Below are 18569 nucleotides of genomic sequence, written 5' to 3'. Positions count from 1 at the left end.
CCGCGGTCACCGGTTCTCGGGCAGCTCCCCGGCGACCGGCAGCACGCGCTGGATCACGTCGGTCAGCGTGACGATGCCGAGCAGCTCGCCGTCGCGCTCGACGACGGCGAGCTGCACCTGCTCCTCGCGCATGCGGCGGAGGAGCTCGTAGGCGGGGATCGCCGCGTCGACCCGGAAGGCGGGACGCGCGAATTCGGCAGCGCGCTCGCCGTCGGCGGCGAGCAGGGTGTCGCGGACGTGAACGACGTCCGTCATCCGACCGGTGCCGTCGTCGAGCAGGATGCGCAGGTGCCCGGATGCCAGTGCCGCCTCGCGGAGGTCGGCGACCGTGGCATCCGCTGGGGCGGCCGTCGGAGCGCCGTCGGGCCTGGTGATGTCGTCGACGGTGAGCTCCTGCAGTGCGATCACCTCGGTGATCTGCGAGCGCAGCTCGGGCTCGAGCACGCCGACCTGCGAAGAGTATTCGACGAGGTTGCGGATGGTGTCGGCGTCGCGCCCGCCGACGGCGGCGCGATCGACGGGCTCGACCCCGGTCCTCGCCACGAGCGCGTTGGCGATCCGGTTCACCCACAGCAGGAACGGCCGGAAGACGCGGATGAAGCCGCGGGAGGGCAGGCCGATGAGCTTCGCGGCCCGCTCCGGATGTGCGATCGCCCAGGACTTCGGCGCCATCTCGCCGACGACCAGGTGCAGGAACGTGACGATGAGCAATGCCAGCGCGAACGCGGCGCCGCCGGCCAGCCATTCGGGCAGCCCCCAACCGAGGAACACCGGACCGAGCCACTCGTCCACCGCCGGTTTCGTGACGGCGCCGAGCGCGAAGGTCGAGGCGGTGATGCCGAGCTGCGCCCCCGCCAGCATGATGGTCAGCTCGTTCATGCCGCGCAGCGCCGCGCGCGCGGATGCGCTGCCGGCGGCGTCCTGCTCGAGCCGGTGGCGTCGCGCCCCGATGAGCGCGAACTCGATGATCACGAAGAAGGCGCTGAGCACGATGAGCCCGACGGTCACCGGGATCACGATCCACGGGTTCATCGCTCGACCTCCGGTTCGATGAGGGCGACCCTCACGACGGACGGCACGTGACGGTCGATCTCGGCGGCCTCGATGCGCAGGCGGGCCGCCTCCGGCTCGTCCTGCTCGGCGAGGTCCGCGCCGGTCACGGGAAGCTCGACCTCCACCACCTCGCCCGGCCCCGGCAGGCCGCGGAGCTCCGCGATCATGAGGCCCGCGATCGTCTCGTAGTCGCCGCGCGGCAGCCCGCGGCCGATGATGCGCGCGACCTCGTCGAGGTGCACGTCGCCGTCCATGACCCAGACGCCGTCCGCATCGCGTTCGGCGCCGGCCGTCGTGTCGACGTCGTGCTCGTCGGCGATCTCGCCGACGAGTTCCTCCGCGAGGTCCTCGATCGTGACGACGCCGCTGAAGCCGCCGTACTCGTCGATGACGCACGCGAGCTCGTTCCGGGTTCCCGTCAGCGCGTCGAGCGCGTCGGGCAGCGGCATCAGCGTCGACACGACGAGCGGGTCGCGCATGATCTCGCGCACCGCGCGACGGTCGTCCGGGTCGGCGCGCATCACGTCGGCGAGGTGCACCACGCCGATGGGCTCCTCGCGGTCGCCGATCACCGGGTAGCGCGTGTGCCCGCTCGCCATGATCGTCCGCAGGTCGGCGATCGGCGTGTCGGGTGCGACGACGTCGACGCGCACCCGCGGGACCATGGCGTGCTCCACGTCGCGACGGGGGAAGTCGAGGATGCGATCGAGCAGGATCGACAGCTCGTCGGGGAGGTCGCCGCTCGCCCGGGAGTCGTCGATGATGTGCTCGAGGTCCTCCGCGGTGGCGCTCGAGTCGACGTCGTGCACGGGCTCGACGCGGATGAGGCGGAGCACGGCGTTGGATGCCGCGTCGAACAGGCTGATGAGCCATCCGAACACGCCGAGGTAGACCTGCGTCGATCGGGCGAGCCCGCGCGCCAGCGGTTCCGGGTTCGCGATGGCGAGGTTCTTCGGGAACAGCTCGCCGAAGATCATCTGCGCGACCGTCGCGAGCGCGAGCGCGAGCACGGTGCCGATCGAGATGCCGACGGCCGGCGGCACGCCGACGCCGCCGAGGAGCGCTCCGAGCGACTCGCCGATGAACGGCTCGGCGACGTACCCGGCGAGCAGGCCGGTGACCGTGATCCCGAGCTGGGCGCCCGAGAGCATGAACGACGTGCGCCGGGTGACCGCGAGCGCGCGTTCCGCGGCCGCGTCGCCCTGTTCGGCGCGAGCGCGCAGCCGTGCGCGGTCGACGGACATGTACGCGAACTCCTGCGCGACGAAGTAGCCGTTCGCGGCGATGATCGCGGCGGTCAGCACGAGGCCGATCAGGAGGAGCAGCAGGGCCGTGGTCACGACCGTGCCTCAGCAGGACGCGCCGGGACGCGTCGGGGACCATCGACGGGGTTGGGCACGGGGTGCTCGACTCCTCCAGGACTCGGTGGACTCATCCGAGCGTAGCGGCGTCCGCTCGGAAAGCGCTGTGGTCGGCACCCGCGGTCAGGCCTCCTGGGTTGGCGCGATCACCCGCCGGTGGACGTCCTCCGTCGCGTCCGCCGGGATCGCCTCGGTGATCCAGGGGCCGGTGCCCTCGCTCGGGTCGAGGATCCCGTCCTCCAGCCACGCGTAGTCGCCGTCGAGCACGCGCGACGCGAGTCGCTCGTCGGTGGCGTCCGTGTTGTCCCAGAGCTCGTGGAGCAGCCGCTCGGTGCGGTGGCGGGACTGCTCGGCGAACGTGTGGGCGAGCTGGAACGCCGACCTGCGCTGGTCGGGGGTGTCGGCGCCGATCATCTCGGCGCGCACGCACGAGGCGGCGACGGCGAACAGCTCGGCGCCGATGTCGACGACGCGGGCGAGGAACCCCTGCCGGCGTTCGAGTCCGCCCTGCCAGCGCGCCATGCCGTAGAAGGTGGCGCGGGCGAGCTTGCGGCTCGTGCGTTCGACGTAGCGCAGGTGCGTCGCCAGCGGGCCGAACTCGTCGTAGGCCGTCGGCAGGTCGCCCTTGCCGGCGACGAGCTGCGGCAGCCAGCGCGCGTAGAAGCCGCCCGCCGAGACGGCGGCCTTCAGCCGATCGGCGACCTCGAGCTTCGGATCGATCAGGTCGCCGGCCGCGGTCAGGTGCGCGTCGACGGCCTCGCGCGCGATGAGCAGGTGCATGATCTCGGTCGAGCCCTCGAAGATGCGGTTGATCCGGAGGTCGCGCAGCAGCTGCTCGGCGCCGACGGCGCGCTCGCCGCGGGCTCGGAGCGATTCGGCCGTCTCGAAGCCGCGCCCGCCTCGGATCTGCACGAGCTCGTCGGCGATGCGCCATCCCATCTCGGAGGCCCAGAGCTTCGCGAGTGCCGCCTCGATGCGGATGTCCTTGCGGTCCTCGTCGGCCAGCATGCCCGAGAGGTCGACGACCGCCTCGAGTGCGAACGTCGTCGCCGCGATGAACGCGATCTTGTGCGCGACCGCGGCGTGCTCGCCGACCGGCCGCCCCCACTGCACGCGCGCCGCCGACCACTCGCGCGCGATCTTCAGGCTCCACTTGCCGGCGCCGGCGCAGATCGCCGGGATGGCGAGCCGCCCGGCGTTCAGGGTCGTGAGCGCGATCTTCAGCCCCTGCCCCTCCTGCCCGACGAGGTTCTCGGCGGGAACTCGGACGCCTGTCAGCGACGTGAGCCCGTTCTCGAGCCCGCGGAGGCCCATGAACGCGTTCCGCCTGTGCACCGTGATGCCCGGGGCATCCGCTTCGACGATGAAGGCGCTGATGCCGCCGCGATGGCCATCGGACTTCGGGACGCGCGCCATCACGACGAGCAGTTCGGCCACGACGCCGTTGGTCGTCCAGAGCTTCGTGCCGTCGAGCACGTACTCGGCGCCGTCCTCGCTCGGCACCGCGGTCGCCTGCAGGCGCGCCGGGTCGGAGCCGACCTCGGGCTCGGTGAGCAGGAACGCGCTGACCGCGCCGGCCGCGCACCGAGGCAGCCAACGCCGCTTCTGCTCCTCGGTGCCGGCGAGCATGAGCGGCTCGGGCACGCCGACGGACTGGTGCGCCGACAGCAGCGCGCCGATGCTCGCGTTCACCGACCCGATCATGGTCAGCGCGTGGTTGTAGTAGATCTGGCCGAGGCCGAGCCCGCCGTAGTCGACGGGGATCTTCATGCCGAAGGCGCCGAGGTCGGCGAGGCCCTGGAAGACGGCGTCGGGGATGCGGGCCTCGCGCTCGATCTCGGCGACGTCGACCGTGCGGAGGAACGCCTCGAGGTCGGCGAGGAACGCCTCGCCGCGCTCGACCCGCTCGGCGTCGGGCCTCGGGTGCGGATGGATGAGCGACAGGTCGAACTGCCCCAGGTACAGGCCCTTGGCGAAGCTCGGCTTGCGCCACTCCTGCTCCCGCGCGGCCTCGGCGACCGCTCGGGATTCCTGCTCGTCGACCTGGGTGACGGGGGATGCGGCGGACTCTCGGGTGCTGCTCACGCGAACCTCCTCGTTCTGTCCCCAACGTACGCCCGGGCTGAGGGCCGGGCCAGCCCTTGCGCGGGTCGGTCGCGGTGTCACCCCGTTCGGCGGCGCACAGCGGATGTCACAGCCCTCGCCTGCGCGGTGTCTGCATGTCATCGACCCGTTCCGAGACGTTGGAGAGACCACCATGACCGCCACCAGCGCAACCACGACGACCCGCATCCCCGCCGCCGAGCTGACCGGCCCGATCGGCGCGCTCGCGAAGCTCGGCGCCCGCCGCATGATCGGCCGCGTGCCCGACTCCGTCGGCGTCATGTGGCACAACCGCCGGGTGCTGTTCGACCTCATGGGCATCGGGCGGAAGGCCGAGCGGTGGAGCGCGCTCGACGCGAACCTCGGCTCGTACGCCGCGATGGCCGCCGCCGCCGCGATCGGGTGCAGCTTCTGCCTCGACTTCCACTACTTCCTCGCGCACGACCACGGCCTCGACGAGGAGAAGGCGCGCGAGGTGCCGCAGTGGCGCGAGTCATCCGTCTTCACGCCGCTCGAGCGGCGCGTGATGGAGTACGCCGAGGCGATGTGCGCGACGCCGGTCGCGGTGACCGACGAGCTGTCGGCGGCCCTCCTCGCCGAGCTCGGGCCGGCCGCGATGGTCGAGCTGAGCGCGAAGGTCGGCCTCATGAACGCGACCGCGCGCGGGAACATCGCGCTCGGCATCCGTTCTGAGCACTTCGCGGACGCCTGCGGCCTCCCGCCGCTCGCGACCCGCTCGCGCGACGCGACCCGCACGCCTGACGCGACCCGCTCGGCGGTCGGCGGGGCGGCGTAGGGTGGCGCGCATGAGCCAGCACGCCGGAGCCGGCGCCGACGTCGACCCGTTCGTCGAGCACCGGAACCTGCTCTTCACCGTCGCCTACGAGCTGCTCGGCTCGGCCGCCGACGCGGAGGACGTGCTGCAGGAGTCGTGGCTGCGATGGTCCGACGTCGACCGGGCCGAGGTGCGCGATGCGCGCGCCTACCTCGTGCGCGTCGTGACCCGGCAATCGCTCAACCACCTGCGCACGCTGTCGCGCCGGCGCGAGGAGTACGTGGGGGAGTGGCTGCCCGAGCCGCTGCTCACGAGCCGCGACATCGCCGACGACGTCGAGCTCGCCGAGTCGCTCTCGATCGCGACGCTCACGGTGCTCGAGACGCTGGGCCCAGCGGAGCGGGCGGTGTTCGTCCTGCGCGAGGTGTTCGACCTGCCGTACGACGAGATCGCGGATGCCGTGGGCAAGACCCCGGCGGCGGTGCGGCAGATCGCGCACCGGGCGAAGGAGCACGTCGCGGCGAGGCGCCCGCGGATGCAGGTCGAGCCGACCGAGCAGGAGCGGGTCGTCGAGCGGCTCATGGTCGCCTTCAACACGGGTGACGTGCAGGGGCTCATGGATGTCCTGGCGCCCGACGTCGTCTCGATCGGCGACGGCGGCGGCAAGGTCAAGGGTGCGGCCCGTCACCCGATCCGCGGCGCGCGCAAGCTCGTGTCGTACCTCATGGGCGCGACCGCGAAGTGGGGGTTCCACCCGGTCGCCTCGGTGATCTGGATCAACGGCGCGCCCGCACTGCGGGTCGAGGTCGACGGGGTGCTCGCCGGCGTGATCAGCGTGACCATCGACGACGGCCTCGTGACGCACCTCTACTCGGTCGCGAACCCCGACAAGCTCGCTCGGCTCGACGCGGAGGCGCGGCTGGCGCGGTGAGCACCGCCTACGCGGCGGCCTCGGCGAGCCGGCGCCGCTCGATGCCCTCGAGCAGCAGGTCGAGCCCGAACTCGAACTCGGTCTGGTCGTCGCACCAGCCGAGCGTCGACTCGGGGTCGACGTGCGCCACGTCGGCGAGCATGGCGGCGAGGTTCGGCGCGAAGGACTGCATCTCGTCGAGCTGCCCGGGCGGCGGGGCCTGCCCGTCGTCGGAGAGCTCCTGCACGTACCCGTAGATGCGGTTGCCGATCGCGTGCAGCGAGTGGTGGATGAGGTCGTGCGACATCCCGGCCTCGCGCATGATGCCGACGATGCCGTCGACGTGCCGCACCATCGCGGGCGAGAACGACTTGCGCTGGTCGATGACGACGGGGGCCCACGGATGCCGCAGCAGCACGCGGCGCGCGCCGAGGATGCGTTCCCGGACGGCGGGGGCCCAGCCCGCGGCATCCGCCTGCGACCGGCCCGTGCCCCGGCCGTGCGCCTCGGTCCCGACCTCGGTGAACGTGAGCTCGACGACGCCGTCGAGGATCGCGTCCTTGTTGGGCAGGTGGTAGTAGATCGACATCGCCTCGACGCCGAGCGCATCGGCGAGGGCGCGCATGGTGAGGGCCTCGAGGCCGTCTCGGTCGGCGAGGTCGGAGGCGGCCTGCAGCACGCGCTCGCGGGTGAGCGGGGTGCGCGTGCGCGCTTCTGCTGCCTTCGGCCCCATCTGTTCACCTTACAACGTGAGGTTTCTTTCGCCGGGGTATGGACACGGCGAGGTCGAAGGCGTATCTTACGACGTAAGACTTACAAGGTAAGGGAGCGATCATGACCACCACCGACACCCGCACGATGCGAGCGGCCGTCGTCGATCGGTTCGGCGGCCCCGAGACCGTCGCCGTCGCGGACCGACCGCGACCGGAGCCCTCGGCCGGCGAGCTGCTCGTCCGCGTGCACGCCTCGACGGTGAGCATCGCCGACCACCGCCTCCGCGCGCGCGAGGTGCCGCGGGGCCTCGGCCTGTTCGTCGGCCCCGCGATCGGCTTCCGACGCCCGAAGCACGCGGTGCTCGGCATGGAGGCGGCCGGCGTCGTCGAGGCGGTCGGGGCGGGCGTCACGCGCTTCGCCCCGGGCGACGAGGTGATGCTCATGCGCGGCGCGCGCTTCGGGTGCCACGCCGAGTACGTGACCGTGCCCGAGGGTGGCGAGGTCGTACGCAAGCCGGCGAACCTCTCGTTCGACGAGGCCGCCGCCGTGCTCTTCGGCGGGCACACCGCATTGCGCTATCTCGACGTCGTCGACCTCGGCCCCGGGAGCGAGGTGCTCGTGAACGGTGCGTCGGGCGCCGTCGGCACGGCGGTCGTGCAGCTCGCCGCGCGCCGCGGTGCGCGCGTCACCGCCGTCACCAGCGGCGGGAACGCCGAGCTCGTCCGCTCGCTCGGTGCCGCGCACGTCATCGACTACACCCGCGAGGACTTCGCGGCCGCCGCGCCGGGCGATGCGCCCCGCTACGACGTGGTCGTCGAGTGCGTCGGCAACGCGCCGTTCGGCCGCGTCGCGCACCTCATCCGCCCGGGCGGCGCGCTGCTGCTCGTGATCGCCGACCTGGCCGGCATGATCGGCGCCGCGCTGCGGCCCCGTCGCCGCGGCATCCGCGTGAACCAGGCGGGCGGGCCGATGGGCGCCGACGGGATGGCCCGCCTCGCCGCACTCGCCGAGGCGGGCGACCTCCGCGCCGTCATCGACCGGACCTACGACCTCGACGACATCGTCGACGCGCACCGGTACGTCGACACGGGGCGCAAGCGCGGGAGCGTCGTGCTGCGGGTCGCGTGAGGGCAGCGACGTCGCGGCGGATGCCCGTGGGGCACCCGCCGCGACGTCGGTGGATCAGCTCGGGAACCGGTCGGCGAACGCGTCGCCGCTCTTGCCGGCTCCGTGCGACTTGCCGGGAACCCGGACGCCATTGACCGTCGACGTGTCGAACGCGAACGTCGCGACGGCGGCCGCGACCGCGTCGGCGTTCACGTCGAGCGCGAACACGTTGACGTTGCCGACGAGCTCGTAGTCCGCACGCAGCGCGTCGTAGAGCGCCACGTCCTGGCCGTCGCCACGCAGGTTGTCGCACGGCTCGTGGTAGCACGGGTCGTACGAGGCGCCGGCGACGCCGCCGTAGAGCGCCGCCTCATCCACGGTCTTCACGCCCTCGGCGCCCGTGAACAGGCCGCCCGCCGGGATGCCGACCGCGATGAACGGGCCGTAGTCGCTGCGCCCCGAGAACTCGCTGTCCTGGTAGGGGAGCCCGCGGCTGTCGTAGAACGACTCGAACACGTCCTCGATCTCCGCGGAACCCTCCGGGATGAACCCGTCGGGCGCGGTGCCGCCCGAGTTGTCGCCGTCGTACACGCCGAACATGAAGTTCGGCGAGCCGATCATGTCGAAGTTGAGGTAGAGCGCGATGTCCGCGATCTCCTCCTCGGTGAGCTGGTCGACGTAGTACTCGGACCCGAGCAGGCCCTCCTCCTCGGCGCCCCACCAGGCGAAGCGCACCGCGCTGTTCGGCTTCGTCTTCTGCATCTGGATGGCGGTCTCGAGCAGCGCGGCGCTGCCGGAACCGTTGTCGTTGATGCCCGCGCCGTCCTGCACGCTGTCGAGATGCGCACCGGCCATGACGACGTTGCCGTCGTCGCCGATCGCCGTCTGGGCGATGACGTTGTAGGCGCTCCGCACCTCGGCTTCGAAGTCGACCGTGACGGTCACGATCGTGCCCGGCGTCGTCGAGTACAGGTCCTCGCCGACCGCGGAGGTCGTGAAGACCACCGGGATCGTGAGGCCCGTGGCGTCGCCGATCATGTTGAGCAGTCCGGTGCGGCCCGGCTGTCCCTCGTTCATGATGACCGCGCCGGATGCCCCTGCAGCCTGCGCGTTGAGCGCCTTGACGGCGAAGCCGCACGTGCCGCGCTGCATGAACGCGATCGCGCCGACCGGGAAGCCGATGAAGTCCGCGGGGTCGCAGCCGCTCGAGTTGCTGTTCGGCGGGAGCGCACCGGCGGGGATGTTCACGTCGACGGGCACGAGCGCGCCGGTCGCGGTGCCCTTCGGCGTGCCGGAGTCGAAGGCGTTCCGCAGGAAGTCATCGCCCTGCACGTAGTTCGTCGGCAGCGGTGTGATGCGGGCGAGCTCGCTGTTCTCCTCCGTGTACTGGAAGTCGAACTCCTGCACCTCCGGGGTGTAGCCGGCGGCCTGGAGCTCGCCGACGACGTAGTCGACGGATGCCGCGTAGCCGTCGCGCCCTGCCGCGCGGTCGCCGCCGTTCGCATCGGCGATGTCCTGCAGTGCGTCGAGGTGCTCGAGCACCGCCTCGGCCGTCACGGCCTTCGTGAGCTTCTTGACCGAGTTGGTGTTCGGTGCCGCGTACGCGGGTGCGGCCGCGATCGTCGCCGCTGCGAGTGCCGCGATGGTGGCGACGCCCCAGATCCGCCTGTTCCTGTGCTGCATGCCGACCTTCCCGCCGGTCACGCCGTCGTGCCGGCTCTCCGTAGCGGATGCTTCCACACCGGGCGCACGCGGTCCATCCCCAATCAGGGCGCCCGCTGGCGAGCCTCACAGCGCCAGCGGCCGGTCGTCGACGATCGTCTTCATCACGAGCGTCGATTCGACGCGGCGAACGCCGGGCAGCGCCGACAGGCGCTCGTCCCACAGGCGCTGGTACGCGGGCAGGTCGGGCACGGCGACGCGCAGCAGGTAGTCGGGGTCGCCGAAGAGGCGCAGCGCCTGGATCACCTCGGGGATCTCGGCGACGGCCGCATCGAACGCCGGCACGGTCGCTCGGTTCGCCTGCTCCATCGTGACGAACACGAGGGCGCCGAAGCCCATGCCGACCGCGTCGGGGTCGATGACCGCGCGGTAGCCGGTGATGGCGCCGGATGCCTCGAGCGCGCGCAGCCGGCGGTGGGTCGGCGACATGCTGAGCTGCACGCGCTCGGCGAGCTCGGTGAGGCTCAGGCGGCCGTCGCGTTGCAGCTCGGCAAGGATTCTCCGATCTATGGCATCCATGTGGAGGATTCTTCCATGAGCGCGGCGCGGCGTGGTGGAACTGGGCAGCGGCTTCCACGCGATCCTGCCTACGTTCGTTCCATGGACGTGCAACTGCTCATCGCGTGCTCGGTGATGATGACCCTGATGGTGATCCTGCCCGGACCCGACTGGGCGTACCTCATCGCCGCGGGCACGCGCGAGCGCACCATCCTGCCGTCGCTCGCGGGCATCCTGCTCGGCTACCTCGCGGTCGTCGCCGCGGTCGCGATCGGCGTCGGCGCGGTGGTCGCGGCCCTGCCGTGGTTCATCGTGGCGCTGACCCTGGCTGCGGCGGCGTACCTGACGTACCTCGGCGTCCGCGTCCTGCGCCAACCGCCGGTGGTGGCCGCGACGGTCTCGGGCGGGGCGGCCGCGACATCCGCTCGCCCGTGGCTTCGCCTGCTGCAGGGCGCCGGGGTCTCGGGGCTCAACCCGAAGGGCCTGCTGGTGCTCGTCGTGCTGCTGCCCCAGTTCACGGATGCCGCGGGCAGCTGGCCGATCCCGGTGCAGCTCGCGGTGCTCGGCCTCATCTTCGTGGCGGCGTGCGCGGCGGTGTACTCGGTCGTGGGCTTCGGCGCGCGCACGGTGCTGCGCCTGCGGCCGACGGCGATGCGGATCGTGTCGCGCGTGTCGGGCGCGGCGATGATCGTGCTCGCGGGGGTCCTCGTCGTGGAGCAGGTCGCGCACCTGGTCGGGTAGTGCGCGGGTAGGCGAGGCCGCCCACGCGACCCGGCTCACCCGAGGCTGAAGCCGCCGTCGCTCGTGAGCACCTGCCCGGTGACCCACGCGCCGCCGGGCGTGACGAGCCATCCGATGAGGTTCGCGACGTCCTCGGGGCGGCCGACGCGTCCGAACGGCGTCGTCGCGAGGTACGCCTCGAGTTCGTCGAGCGGGCGGTCGGCGGTCTCGGGGTCCAGGTAGCCGGTGTTCACGGGGCCGGGGTCGATCGTGTTCAGCAGGATCCCGAGCTCGAGCAGCTCGGCGGCGACGGTCGCGGTGACGCCCGCGAGCGCGGCCTTGCTCGTCGCGTAGGCGACCTCGCCCCGCATGGGGCCGTGCACCTGGCCGGAGGTCATCCAGATCACGCGGCCCTGCGGCTCGGTGAAGGGCGCGTCGCGGCGGAGCCGCTCGCCGGGCCGGAGCGGCGCGGCATCCGCCCGGGTTCGTGGTCGCTTCGATCGTGCGAACGCGGCCGTGAGGAGCAGCGTGGACCGGGCGTTGACGCTCCAGAACGCGTCGAGGCGCTCGGGGGTCATGTCGAGGATGCCGCCGTCGTCGCCGCTCTTCGCGTGGTTGCAGACGAGGAGGTCGAGGTCGCCCGTGAGCCCGCGCGCGGCGTCGATCAGCGGCTCGACCTGCCCCGGGTCCGCGAGGTCGGCGCCGAGGTCGCGCATCACCGCCCCCGGTGCCAGTGCCGAGCGGATGCCGCGGCGCACCTCGTCGAGGTCGTCGCCGCCCCACGGCTGGTCGAGGTCGTGCGGGCGGTGGTGGTGGACGACGAGGTTCGCGCCGAGCTCGGCGAGCCTCGTCGCGACGGCGAAGCCGATCCCGCGTCGGCGGGAGACGCCGGTGACGAGCGCGGTGCGTCCGGCGAGGGGGAGGGATGCGTGCATGGGTGAGCCATACCCTATCCGGGTGGATGCCTGCGCCGCCCTCGCCGACTCGATCGAGCAGCTCGCCCGTCGCGGCTACGCCGACCGGCGCTTCCTGAAGGAGCTCGGACGCGCCGCCGGGGTGGGGCGGGGTCCGCGCTGGATGCTCGACGCGGCATCCGGCGGCCGGAATCGGCTGCGCGGGCGCGGGTTCCGGCGGCACGTCGACGACCGCACCGACGGGCAGGCGAGGCACTTCGCGGGCACGGTGGCCGTCGCGGCACGCATCGGCGGCCCCCTCACGCGGTGGCTCACGACCGTCGTGCTGCGCGATCCGCCCACGACGCCCGACGGGCGGCTCAGCGACGAGGCGATCGAGTTCGCCCGGCTGGTGCGGTCGGGTGAGCTGACGCAGGCGGATGCCGCGGGGTGGGTCCGCGACCGGCTGTGCCACGCGGCGGCGCGAGGATCCGGCAGCGTCGGGGGCCGGGCGTAGCCTTCGCGCATGGCACCGGAAGGCGGCCAGCCCGAGAAGTACGACGTCAAGCGCGCGCACCGCGACCTGTACGCGCCGTCGGCGAGGGACTTCGCGCTCGTCGACGTGCCGCCCATGCAGTACCTCGCGGTCGACGGGCACGGCGACCCGAACACGACGCCGGCCTATGCCGAGGCGGTCCAGGCGCTGTTCGGGGTCGCGTACGCGGTGAAGTCCGCGAGCAGGAAGGCGCTCGGGCGCGACTTCACGGTCGCCCCGCTCGAGGGCCTCTGGTGGGCGGACGACCCCGGCGCGTTCGCCGCGAACGACCGGTCCGCCTGGAACTGGACGATGCTCATCGCGCAGCCCGACTGGATCGACGAGGCGGCCGTCGAGGCGGGCGCCGAGGCAACCCGGGCGAAGGGCCGGGGGTCGCCGTCGCTCGACGCGCTCCGCCTCACGCGCCTGGCCGAGGGCAGCTCGGCGCAGATCCTCCACCTCGGGCCGTTCGCCGACGAGGCCCCGACGCTCGCTCGGTTGCATCACGAGTGGATGCCGCAGCACGGCCTCACGTTCAACGGCCCGCACCACGAGATCTACCTGAGCGACCCGCGGCGCACGGCCCCCGAGAGGCTGCGGACGGTGCTGCGGCAGCCCGTCAGGGAGGCGTGACGATCGGTCGGCTCACGGCGCCTCGGTCAGCCCGCCGCGACGTCGATCAGCACCTTCCCGACCGTCCCCGCCTCGACGGCGTCGTGCGCGTCGGCGGCACGATCGAGCGGGAACCGCGTGAGCGGCAGGCCCGCCTCCTCGCCGACGGGCAGCGCGCCGCTCTCGAGCGCGCGCGTGAGGTCGTCGGCGGCGGCCGCGAGGGCGGCGTCGCCGACGGTGTAGAGCAGGAGGAACTGGTACCGCGCGTTGAGCGAGAAGTGGTGGCGCACGTCGAGCGTCATCTCGGTCCCGCCGTCCGTCGCGTAGACCGAGATCGAGCCGTGGTTCGCGATGATCGCCGCGTTCAGCGCCGCGTTGCGCGCAGGGGAGACCTCGACGACCTGGTCGACGCCGTCGGGCGCGACGGCACGGATGGCGCGAGCCGCGTCATCCGCCCGGTAGTCGACCACGTGGTGCGCGCCGGCCGCGGTCGCGAGGGCGGCCTTCTCGGGTGAGCTGACGGTCGTCACGACGCGGGCGCCCGCCCAGCGGGCGAGCTGGATCGCGGCGTGCCCGACCGCGCCGGCGCCGCCGGCGACGAGGACGGTCCGACCCTCGAGTGCGCCCGGTCCGAGTCGCGTCGGGCCGCCCTCGTGGACGGTGAGGGCGCGGTGGGCGGTCATGGCGGGCACGCCGAGTGAGGCGCCGAGGTCGAAGCCCGCGGCATCCGGGAGGTGCACGACCCGGCTCGCGGGCAGGACCGCGAACTCCTGGGCGGTGCCCGTCGGGCGTTCGTGCGCGGCGAGGAAGACCCAGACCCGGTCGCCGACCGCGAACCCGGTCACGCCGTCGCCGATCGCGTCGACGACCCCAGCGCCGTCCTGGTTCGGCACGACCTCGGGGAACGGCGTGGCCCGGCCCGGCGCCCCGCCCGCGCGCGCCTTCCAATCGGTCGGGTTCACGCCCGACACGACGATCCGCACGCGCACCTCGCCGGGCGCGGGTTGCGGGATGTCGCGCTCGACGAGCTGCAGGACGGAGGACGGGCCGGTCTCGGAGTACGCGATCGCTCTCATGCAAAGGGGCAACGCGCCCGAGCCGGTGGTTCTTCCGCTCGGTTCCTCCGCTCCCGAGCCCCTACGGCGTCGGCCCCGGCCCCGGCAGGTCGGTCACCCCCAGCCCGTGGCCCGCGACCGCGATGAGGTCGGGCGCCGTGAAGTCGCCGTCGACCGCCGAATCGAGGAAGGGCCTCCACCCCGGCTCGTTCCGCAGGTACGACGAGGCGTCCTTCTCGAGCAGGCCGAGGAAGACCTCGGCGACGATCCGACCGCCCGTCTGCCCGAGATGCTCGCCGTTCGCCTGGATGCTCGCCTCCTTGAGGATGTAGTACCAGAGCGGTGCCGGGCCGCCGCCGGGCAGCTCGAGCTCGGCGTCGGTGAGCACGTCGAATCCCATGTGCCGGGCGACGTCCTGCCCCGACGGGAGCAGGAGCCGCGCACCACGGGTCAGGTTGCGCGCGATGAGCGAGGGACGGTTGCCGCCGATCTCGGGCGGGAGCGCGGTGAGCACGCTCGCGAGCTTCGTGTCGATCAGGCGGGACGGCTGCAGTGCGTCCGCGCCGGCACCGTTCACCTCGAAGAATCGCGCCCACTCGATCGTCCAGAACGGCGGGAGGATCCGGAACCCGCCGAAGTGACCGAGCGGGTCGTCCGCGACCGGGCCGGGGCTGAACGTCGGCAGGGGGCCGACGAGCGTGTTGAGCCGGTAGCGCCCGCGGATCATCGAATGGCCGAACCGATACGCGGCGACCGAGAACTCGACCGGCATGTACGGGGTGTTGTGCCACTTGTAGAACCGGCGATCCACCGTCGGGATCGGCCCGGACTCGTCGAACACCTCGGCGAGCATCTCGTCGCCGACGATGCGCTTCAGGTAGTCGTGGATGACGAGCCACTGGTAGTGCCAGCGCACGATCCGCTGGGCCGCCTCGAACGTGTTCTCGCTGCCGCGCTTGAGGGTCTCGTCGGCGGCGACCAGGTCGACGACCGCGTTGTGGAACTTCAGCATCGTCAGCTGCCACTGGCTGACGAAGGTGTTCTCGTCGTTCCGCGGGTCGCCGATGAGGGCCGTGTCCTGGCTGTTGCGCGGGAGGTCGTCCTCGTCGTCGTGCCGCCCGACGAGGAGCTTCTCGCGACCCGAGTCACGGTCGTAGAGGAACGGATCGTCGACCGGCCCGCGCCCGTAGATGCAGTCCAGGTCGAACCGCGGGCTGCGGAAGTTCGTCAGCGCGTCGGGGTCGTTCTGGCGCTCCAGGCTCGACGCCGTGTCGAACGTGACGTCGTGGTCGACGAACTGGCCGAGGTACGTGTAGCCCGACGGGATCTTCGGATTGTCGAGTTCGGGGGACGGCCCGGTGACCTGTTCCTCCATGACGGCCGCGATCTCCGCGATCCGGTCGTCGGATGGGACGAACGGCGGGAGTCGGAACATCCGCCCGAACTTCCCCTCGAACAGCTGCGACCCCGGCAGGTACGCCAGGCCGCGCTGCTCGTAGCCGTGACCGCGGGCCGGCCGACGGCCGTAGCCGATCTCGTGTGCGGATGTCGCGCCGGCGACCAGTTGTTCCGTCGTGCGCGGTGCGGCGCCCTGCGACGTGCCGTCCGGTGCGCCTTCGTAGGCTGACATTGCGAACACCTCCGTGAATTCATGCGACGAGAATTCATCCCAGGCGAATCCGGGCAGGGAGGCGCTGCGTCCGGGTCGAACTGGGATGGGAGGCGGTGGGCGGCCCCCCAGGTACGTGAGCAAGCGTCACGATAGTGGCGGCGCGCTCCAGCCGTGGCCCTCGATCGGGGGGTTTGGGTGTGCAGATCGGCGGCGCCGTCGCGGCCCGTCGATGACAGGGCCAGCACCGAGGCATCCGCTCGCCGCGCGGCGCTACGCTCACCGCATCGAGCCCGGGTCCGCCCGGATCCGGGCCGCCGGGACGGTGAGCACCGATGACGCATCCGAACGTACGCACTTACCTCTTCGCGCTGACCGACGCGGGCGGCACCGTGCCGCCCGAGGTCGGAGTCGTGCGGAGGGTCGTCGATCGTGGGCATCGCGTGACGGTGCTCGCCGACGAGACGATGGCGGCCGACGTCGAGCGCGCCGGCGCGGCGGTGCGGATCTGGCGGCGGCCCTTCGCCGAGTTCCGCGACTGGGAGCTCCGGACGCCGCTCGCGCAGGCGCGCGGCATGGCCGAGCACATGCTCGTCGGCCCGGCCGGCGACCAGGCGGATGACACCGGGGCGCTGATCGACGAGATCGCGCCCGACCTCGTGGTGACCTCGGGGTTCGCGCTCGGCGCCATGATCGCGGCCGAGTCGCGCGGCGTGCCGTTCGACCTGATCATGCCGAACGTCTACGTGCTGCCCGCCGACGGCATGCCGCCGTTCGGCGCGGGGCTCGCGCCGGCGCACGGGCCGCTCGGACGCGCCCGCGACCGCGCGATGCGCGCGGCAGGCGCCCGCCTCATCGACCGCTACACGCTGCGCGAGCTCAACGAGCTCCGCGAGCTGCACGGCCTCGATCCGATCCCGACCCTGTGGGGGCAGATGGGGCACGCCCGGATGCAGCTCGTGCTGACCTCGGCCGCGTTCGACTTCCCGGCGACCCTGCCCGCGAACGCCCGATACGTCGGCCCGATCCTCGACGACCCCGACTGGGCGGATGCCGCGAGCTGGACCCCGCCCGACGGCGACGGGCCGCTCGTGCTCGTCGCCATGTCGTCGACCTTCCAGGACCACGTCGGCTGCCTGCAGCGGATCGCCGACGGGCTCGGCGAGCTGCCCGTCCGCGGACTCGTGACGACCGGCCCGGCCGTCGAGCCCGGTGCGATCGCGGCGCCCGCGAACGTCACCGTGGTGGCATCCGCCCCGCACCGCGAGGTGCTGCCGCACGCCGACCTCGTGGTGACGCACGGCGGTCACGGCACGGTGATCAAGGCGCTCGCCGCCGGGGTGCCGCTCGTGATCCTGCACCACGGCCGGGACCAGGCCGACAACGCCGTGCGCGTGACCGAGCGCCACGCCGGGGTCGCCGTGCCGCGCACCGCTCCGAGCGCGCGCATCGCGCGGGCCGTCGCCGAGGTGCTGGGCGATGCGAGCTATCGGGAATCGGCCGAGGGGCTCGGGCGCGCGATCATGCGGGACGTCGCGGAGTCGCCGCTGCTGGACGAGCTGGAGCGGGTTCCGGCGCGCCGGTGACGTCGTCCCGCAGCACCCCCGCGAGGTGCGCATCGAGCTCGCGCCCGATGTCGATCGCGTCCGGGTCGTAGCCCCACTGCAGCTGCAGGCCGTCCCAGAGCGCGATGAGGTGGATCGCCTCGGCGTGCGGATCGACGTCGGGGCGGGTCGCGCCGCGCGCCGCGGCGCGCTGGATCACGTTCTCGAACATGCGGATGGCTCGCGCGAACCGGTCGCGGAAGTACTCGTGGGCCGGATGCGTCGGCGCGACCGCCTCGGTCGAGAGCACGGCGTAGATGCTGATGAGGCCGGGTTCGGTGCGGGCGTCATGGCTCGCGGCGGCGCCGAGATCGCGCAGGATCCGGACCGGGTCGTCGTCGGCGTCGGCCTCGCGGGCGGCCATCGCCGCGTCGCGGTGCGCGAGCACGGCGGCGAGCAGCGCCTCCTTGCTGCCGAAGTGGTGCAGCAGCGTCGAGGCGTTCACGCCCACCGACGACGCGATGTCGCGCAGGCTCGCGCCGTGATAACCGTCGCGCGCGAAGATCGCCGTCGCCTGGTCGATGATGTCGGCACGGCGGCGGCGACCCACCGCGTAGCCGGCGTCATCGATCGGTTCGTCGACGAGGAGCATCGTGATCGCGAGCGGCTCGACGTCGTCGACCGGGCCGACCGCGGGCGCGCGTCCGCGGAGCCGGGCGATGCGGCGGGCGAGCGCCTCGGGCACGTCGACCTCGTCGGGCAGGTAGCGCGAGATGACCTGCAGTCCGTCCCACGCCGCGTTGAGCCGTCGCGCCTCGCCCGCGACGTCGAGGTCGGCGGGCAGCTCGCCGCGGTCGCGCGCGTTCCGCAGCATCTCCGCGCCCATGGCCTGGAACGCGGAGTCGCGAGCGCGGAAGCGCTCGTGCGCCGGATGCTCGGGAAGCGTCGCCGCGCCCGCGAGCACCGTGAACAATTCGATGTAACCGGGGATGTCGCGACCGGTGCGGGCGATCATGTCGATCAGGTCCAGGTCGGGGGTCCGACCCTCGAGCGCCTCCTGGAGGTCGGCCTCGTAGCCCTCGACGACCGCGTCGAGCAGGGCGTCCATCGAGCCGAACAGGTTCCGGACGGTGGGGTGGCTCACCCCTGCCTCGGCGGCGACGTCCCGCATCGACACCGCACCGAACCCGCGCGCGGCGAACAGGTCGCGCGCCGACGCCAGTACCCGGTGGCGCGTCGACGCGGATCGCGCGGCACGGGTCGCAGATTCGATGACCACGGCGTCCCCCTCCCGACGGCCAATCTACCAGTCGTTCGAAATTGACTTTCCAACTGTTTGATTTTGGGTTACCGTGTCT

The 18569-nt window shown here is 72.5% G+C and carries 17 protein-coding genes; 7 read left to right on the top strand and 10 right to left on the bottom strand.

The window, feature by feature from the left end; translation table 11 throughout:
- Window positions 1–6: 6 nt before the first annotated feature.
- From GLX25_RS13215 to GLX25_RS13205, 3 genes are all read right to left on the bottom strand, one after another.
- Complete coding sequence (locus tag GLX25_RS13215; protein WP_155842903.1) at window positions 7–1032, bottom strand: CNNM domain-containing protein; 1026 nt, start codon at window positions 1030–1032, stop codon at window positions 7–9.
- Window positions 1029–2393: a hemolysin family protein gene (locus tag GLX25_RS13210; RefSeq protein ID WP_166548796.1), complete on the bottom strand. Its 1365-nt coding sequence runs from the start codon at window positions 2391–2393 to the stop codon at window positions 1029–1031. Before GLX25_RS13210 ends, GLX25_RS13215 begins: the two co-directional genes overlap by 4 nt.
- A 144-nt stretch (window positions 2394–2537) precedes the next feature.
- Entirely contained in the window at window positions 2538–4499 is a 1962-nt protein-coding gene (locus GLX25_RS13205) for an acyl-CoA dehydrogenase family protein (protein WP_271192464.1), read from the bottom strand.
- A gap of 172 nt (window positions 4500–4671) precedes the next feature.
- On the opposite strand from GLX25_RS13205, the gene GLX25_RS13200 reads away from it, so the two are divergent.
- A complete protein-coding gene (locus GLX25_RS13200; RefSeq protein ID WP_155842901.1) occupies window positions 4672–5313 on the top strand; it encodes a carboxymuconolactone decarboxylase family protein in 642 nt (213 codons plus the stop codon).
- A gap of 10 nt (window positions 5314–5323) precedes the next feature.
- Window positions 5324–6223: an RNA polymerase sigma-70 factor gene (locus GLX25_RS13195; RefSeq protein WP_155842900.1), complete on the top strand. Its 900-nt coding sequence runs from the start codon at window positions 5324–5326 to the stop codon at window positions 6221–6223.
- A gap of 7 nt (window positions 6224–6230) precedes the next feature.
- Here GLX25_RS13195 and GLX25_RS13190 read toward each other — a convergent pair whose 3' ends face one another.
- On the bottom strand, window positions 6231–6935 hold the full coding sequence (locus GLX25_RS13190) for a TetR/AcrR family transcriptional regulator (protein WP_155842899.1): 705 nt from the start codon (window positions 6933–6935) through the stop codon (window positions 6231–6233).
- A gap of 101 nt (window positions 6936–7036) precedes the next feature.
- Between GLX25_RS13190 and GLX25_RS13185 the strand changes: the two genes are divergently transcribed.
- Entirely contained in the window at window positions 7037–8044 is a 1008-nt protein-coding gene (locus tag GLX25_RS13185; protein ID WP_205719897.1) for an NAD(P)-dependent alcohol dehydrogenase, read from the top strand.
- A gap of 54 nt (window positions 8045–8098) precedes the next feature.
- Here GLX25_RS13185 and GLX25_RS13180 read toward each other — a convergent pair whose 3' ends face one another.
- Together GLX25_RS13180 and GLX25_RS13175 are read right to left on the bottom strand one after the other, a co-directional pair.
- Window positions 8099–9706 carry a M28 family peptidase gene (locus GLX25_RS13180; protein ID WP_155842898.1) on the bottom strand — a complete coding sequence of 536 codons (1608 nt, stop codon included), beginning with the start codon at window positions 9704–9706 and terminating at the stop codon, window positions 8099–8101.
- A gap of 105 nt (window positions 9707–9811) precedes the next feature.
- Entirely contained in the window at window positions 9812–10264 is a 453-nt protein-coding gene (locus GLX25_RS13175) for an Lrp/AsnC family transcriptional regulator (RefSeq protein WP_155842897.1), read from the bottom strand.
- A gap of 81 nt (window positions 10265–10345) precedes the next feature.
- Between GLX25_RS13175 and GLX25_RS13170 the strand changes: the two genes are divergently transcribed.
- Entirely contained in the window at window positions 10346–10984 is a 639-nt protein-coding gene (locus tag GLX25_RS13170) for a LysE family translocator (RefSeq protein ID WP_155842896.1), read from the top strand.
- A 35-nt stretch (window positions 10985–11019) separates the two neighbouring features.
- Here the strand turns inward: GLX25_RS13170 and GLX25_RS13165 are convergent, their stop codons facing one another.
- A complete protein-coding gene (locus GLX25_RS13165) occupies window positions 11020–11898 on the bottom strand; it encodes an SDR family oxidoreductase (protein ID WP_155842895.1) in 879 nt (292 codons plus the stop codon).
- A 22-nt stretch (window positions 11899–11920) separates the two neighbouring features.
- Here GLX25_RS13165 and GLX25_RS13160 point away from each other — a divergent pair, with 22 nt between their 5' ends.
- Entirely contained in the window at window positions 11921–12373 is a 453-nt protein-coding gene (locus tag GLX25_RS13160) for a hypothetical protein (RefSeq protein ID WP_271192465.1), read from the top strand.
- Window positions 12374–12382: 9 nt separating this feature from the next.
- Complete coding sequence (locus tag GLX25_RS13155; protein WP_155842893.1) at window positions 12383–13024, top strand: GyrI-like domain-containing protein; 642 nt, start codon at window positions 12383–12385, stop codon at window positions 13022–13024.
- Between the two features lie 26 nt (window positions 13025–13050).
- Here the strand turns inward: GLX25_RS13155 and GLX25_RS13150 are convergent, their stop codons facing one another.
- Both GLX25_RS13150 and GLX25_RS13145 read right to left on the bottom strand, forming a co-directional pair.
- Window positions 13051–14079 (bottom strand): NADPH:quinone reductase, encoded by a 1029-nt coding sequence (locus GLX25_RS13150; RefSeq protein ID WP_155842892.1) that lies wholly within the window; start codon window positions 14077–14079, stop codon window positions 13051–13053.
- A 61-nt stretch (window positions 14080–14140) separates the two neighbouring features.
- Window positions 14141–15688 (bottom strand): peroxidase family protein, encoded by a 1548-nt coding sequence (locus GLX25_RS13145; protein ID WP_205719896.1) that lies wholly within the window; start codon window positions 15686–15688, stop codon window positions 14141–14143.
- Window positions 15689–16002: 314 nt separating this feature from the next.
- Between GLX25_RS13145 and GLX25_RS13140 the strand changes: the two genes are divergently transcribed.
- Window positions 16003–17253: a glycosyltransferase gene (locus GLX25_RS13140; protein WP_155842891.1), complete on the top strand. Its 1251-nt coding sequence runs from the start codon at window positions 16003–16005 to the stop codon at window positions 17251–17253.
- Here GLX25_RS13140 and GLX25_RS13135 read toward each other — a convergent pair.
- The gene (locus GLX25_RS13135; RefSeq protein WP_155842890.1) at window positions 17189–18490 is read right to left on the bottom strand and encodes a TetR/AcrR family transcriptional regulator; all 1302 of its coding nucleotides are present in this window, start codon (window positions 18488–18490) and stop codon (window positions 17189–17191) included. The two genes, GLX25_RS13140 and GLX25_RS13135, sit on opposite strands and share 65 nt — an antisense overlap.
- Window positions 18491–18569 lie beyond the last annotated feature (79 nt).

Source organism: Agromyces luteolus (genome assembly GCF_009729855.1).
In the GTDB taxonomy this organism is placed as follows: domain Bacteria; phylum Actinomycetota; class Actinomycetes; order Actinomycetales; family Microbacteriaceae; genus Agromyces; species Agromyces luteolus.
This window is presented reverse-complemented; position numbering and strand designations above follow the sequence as displayed.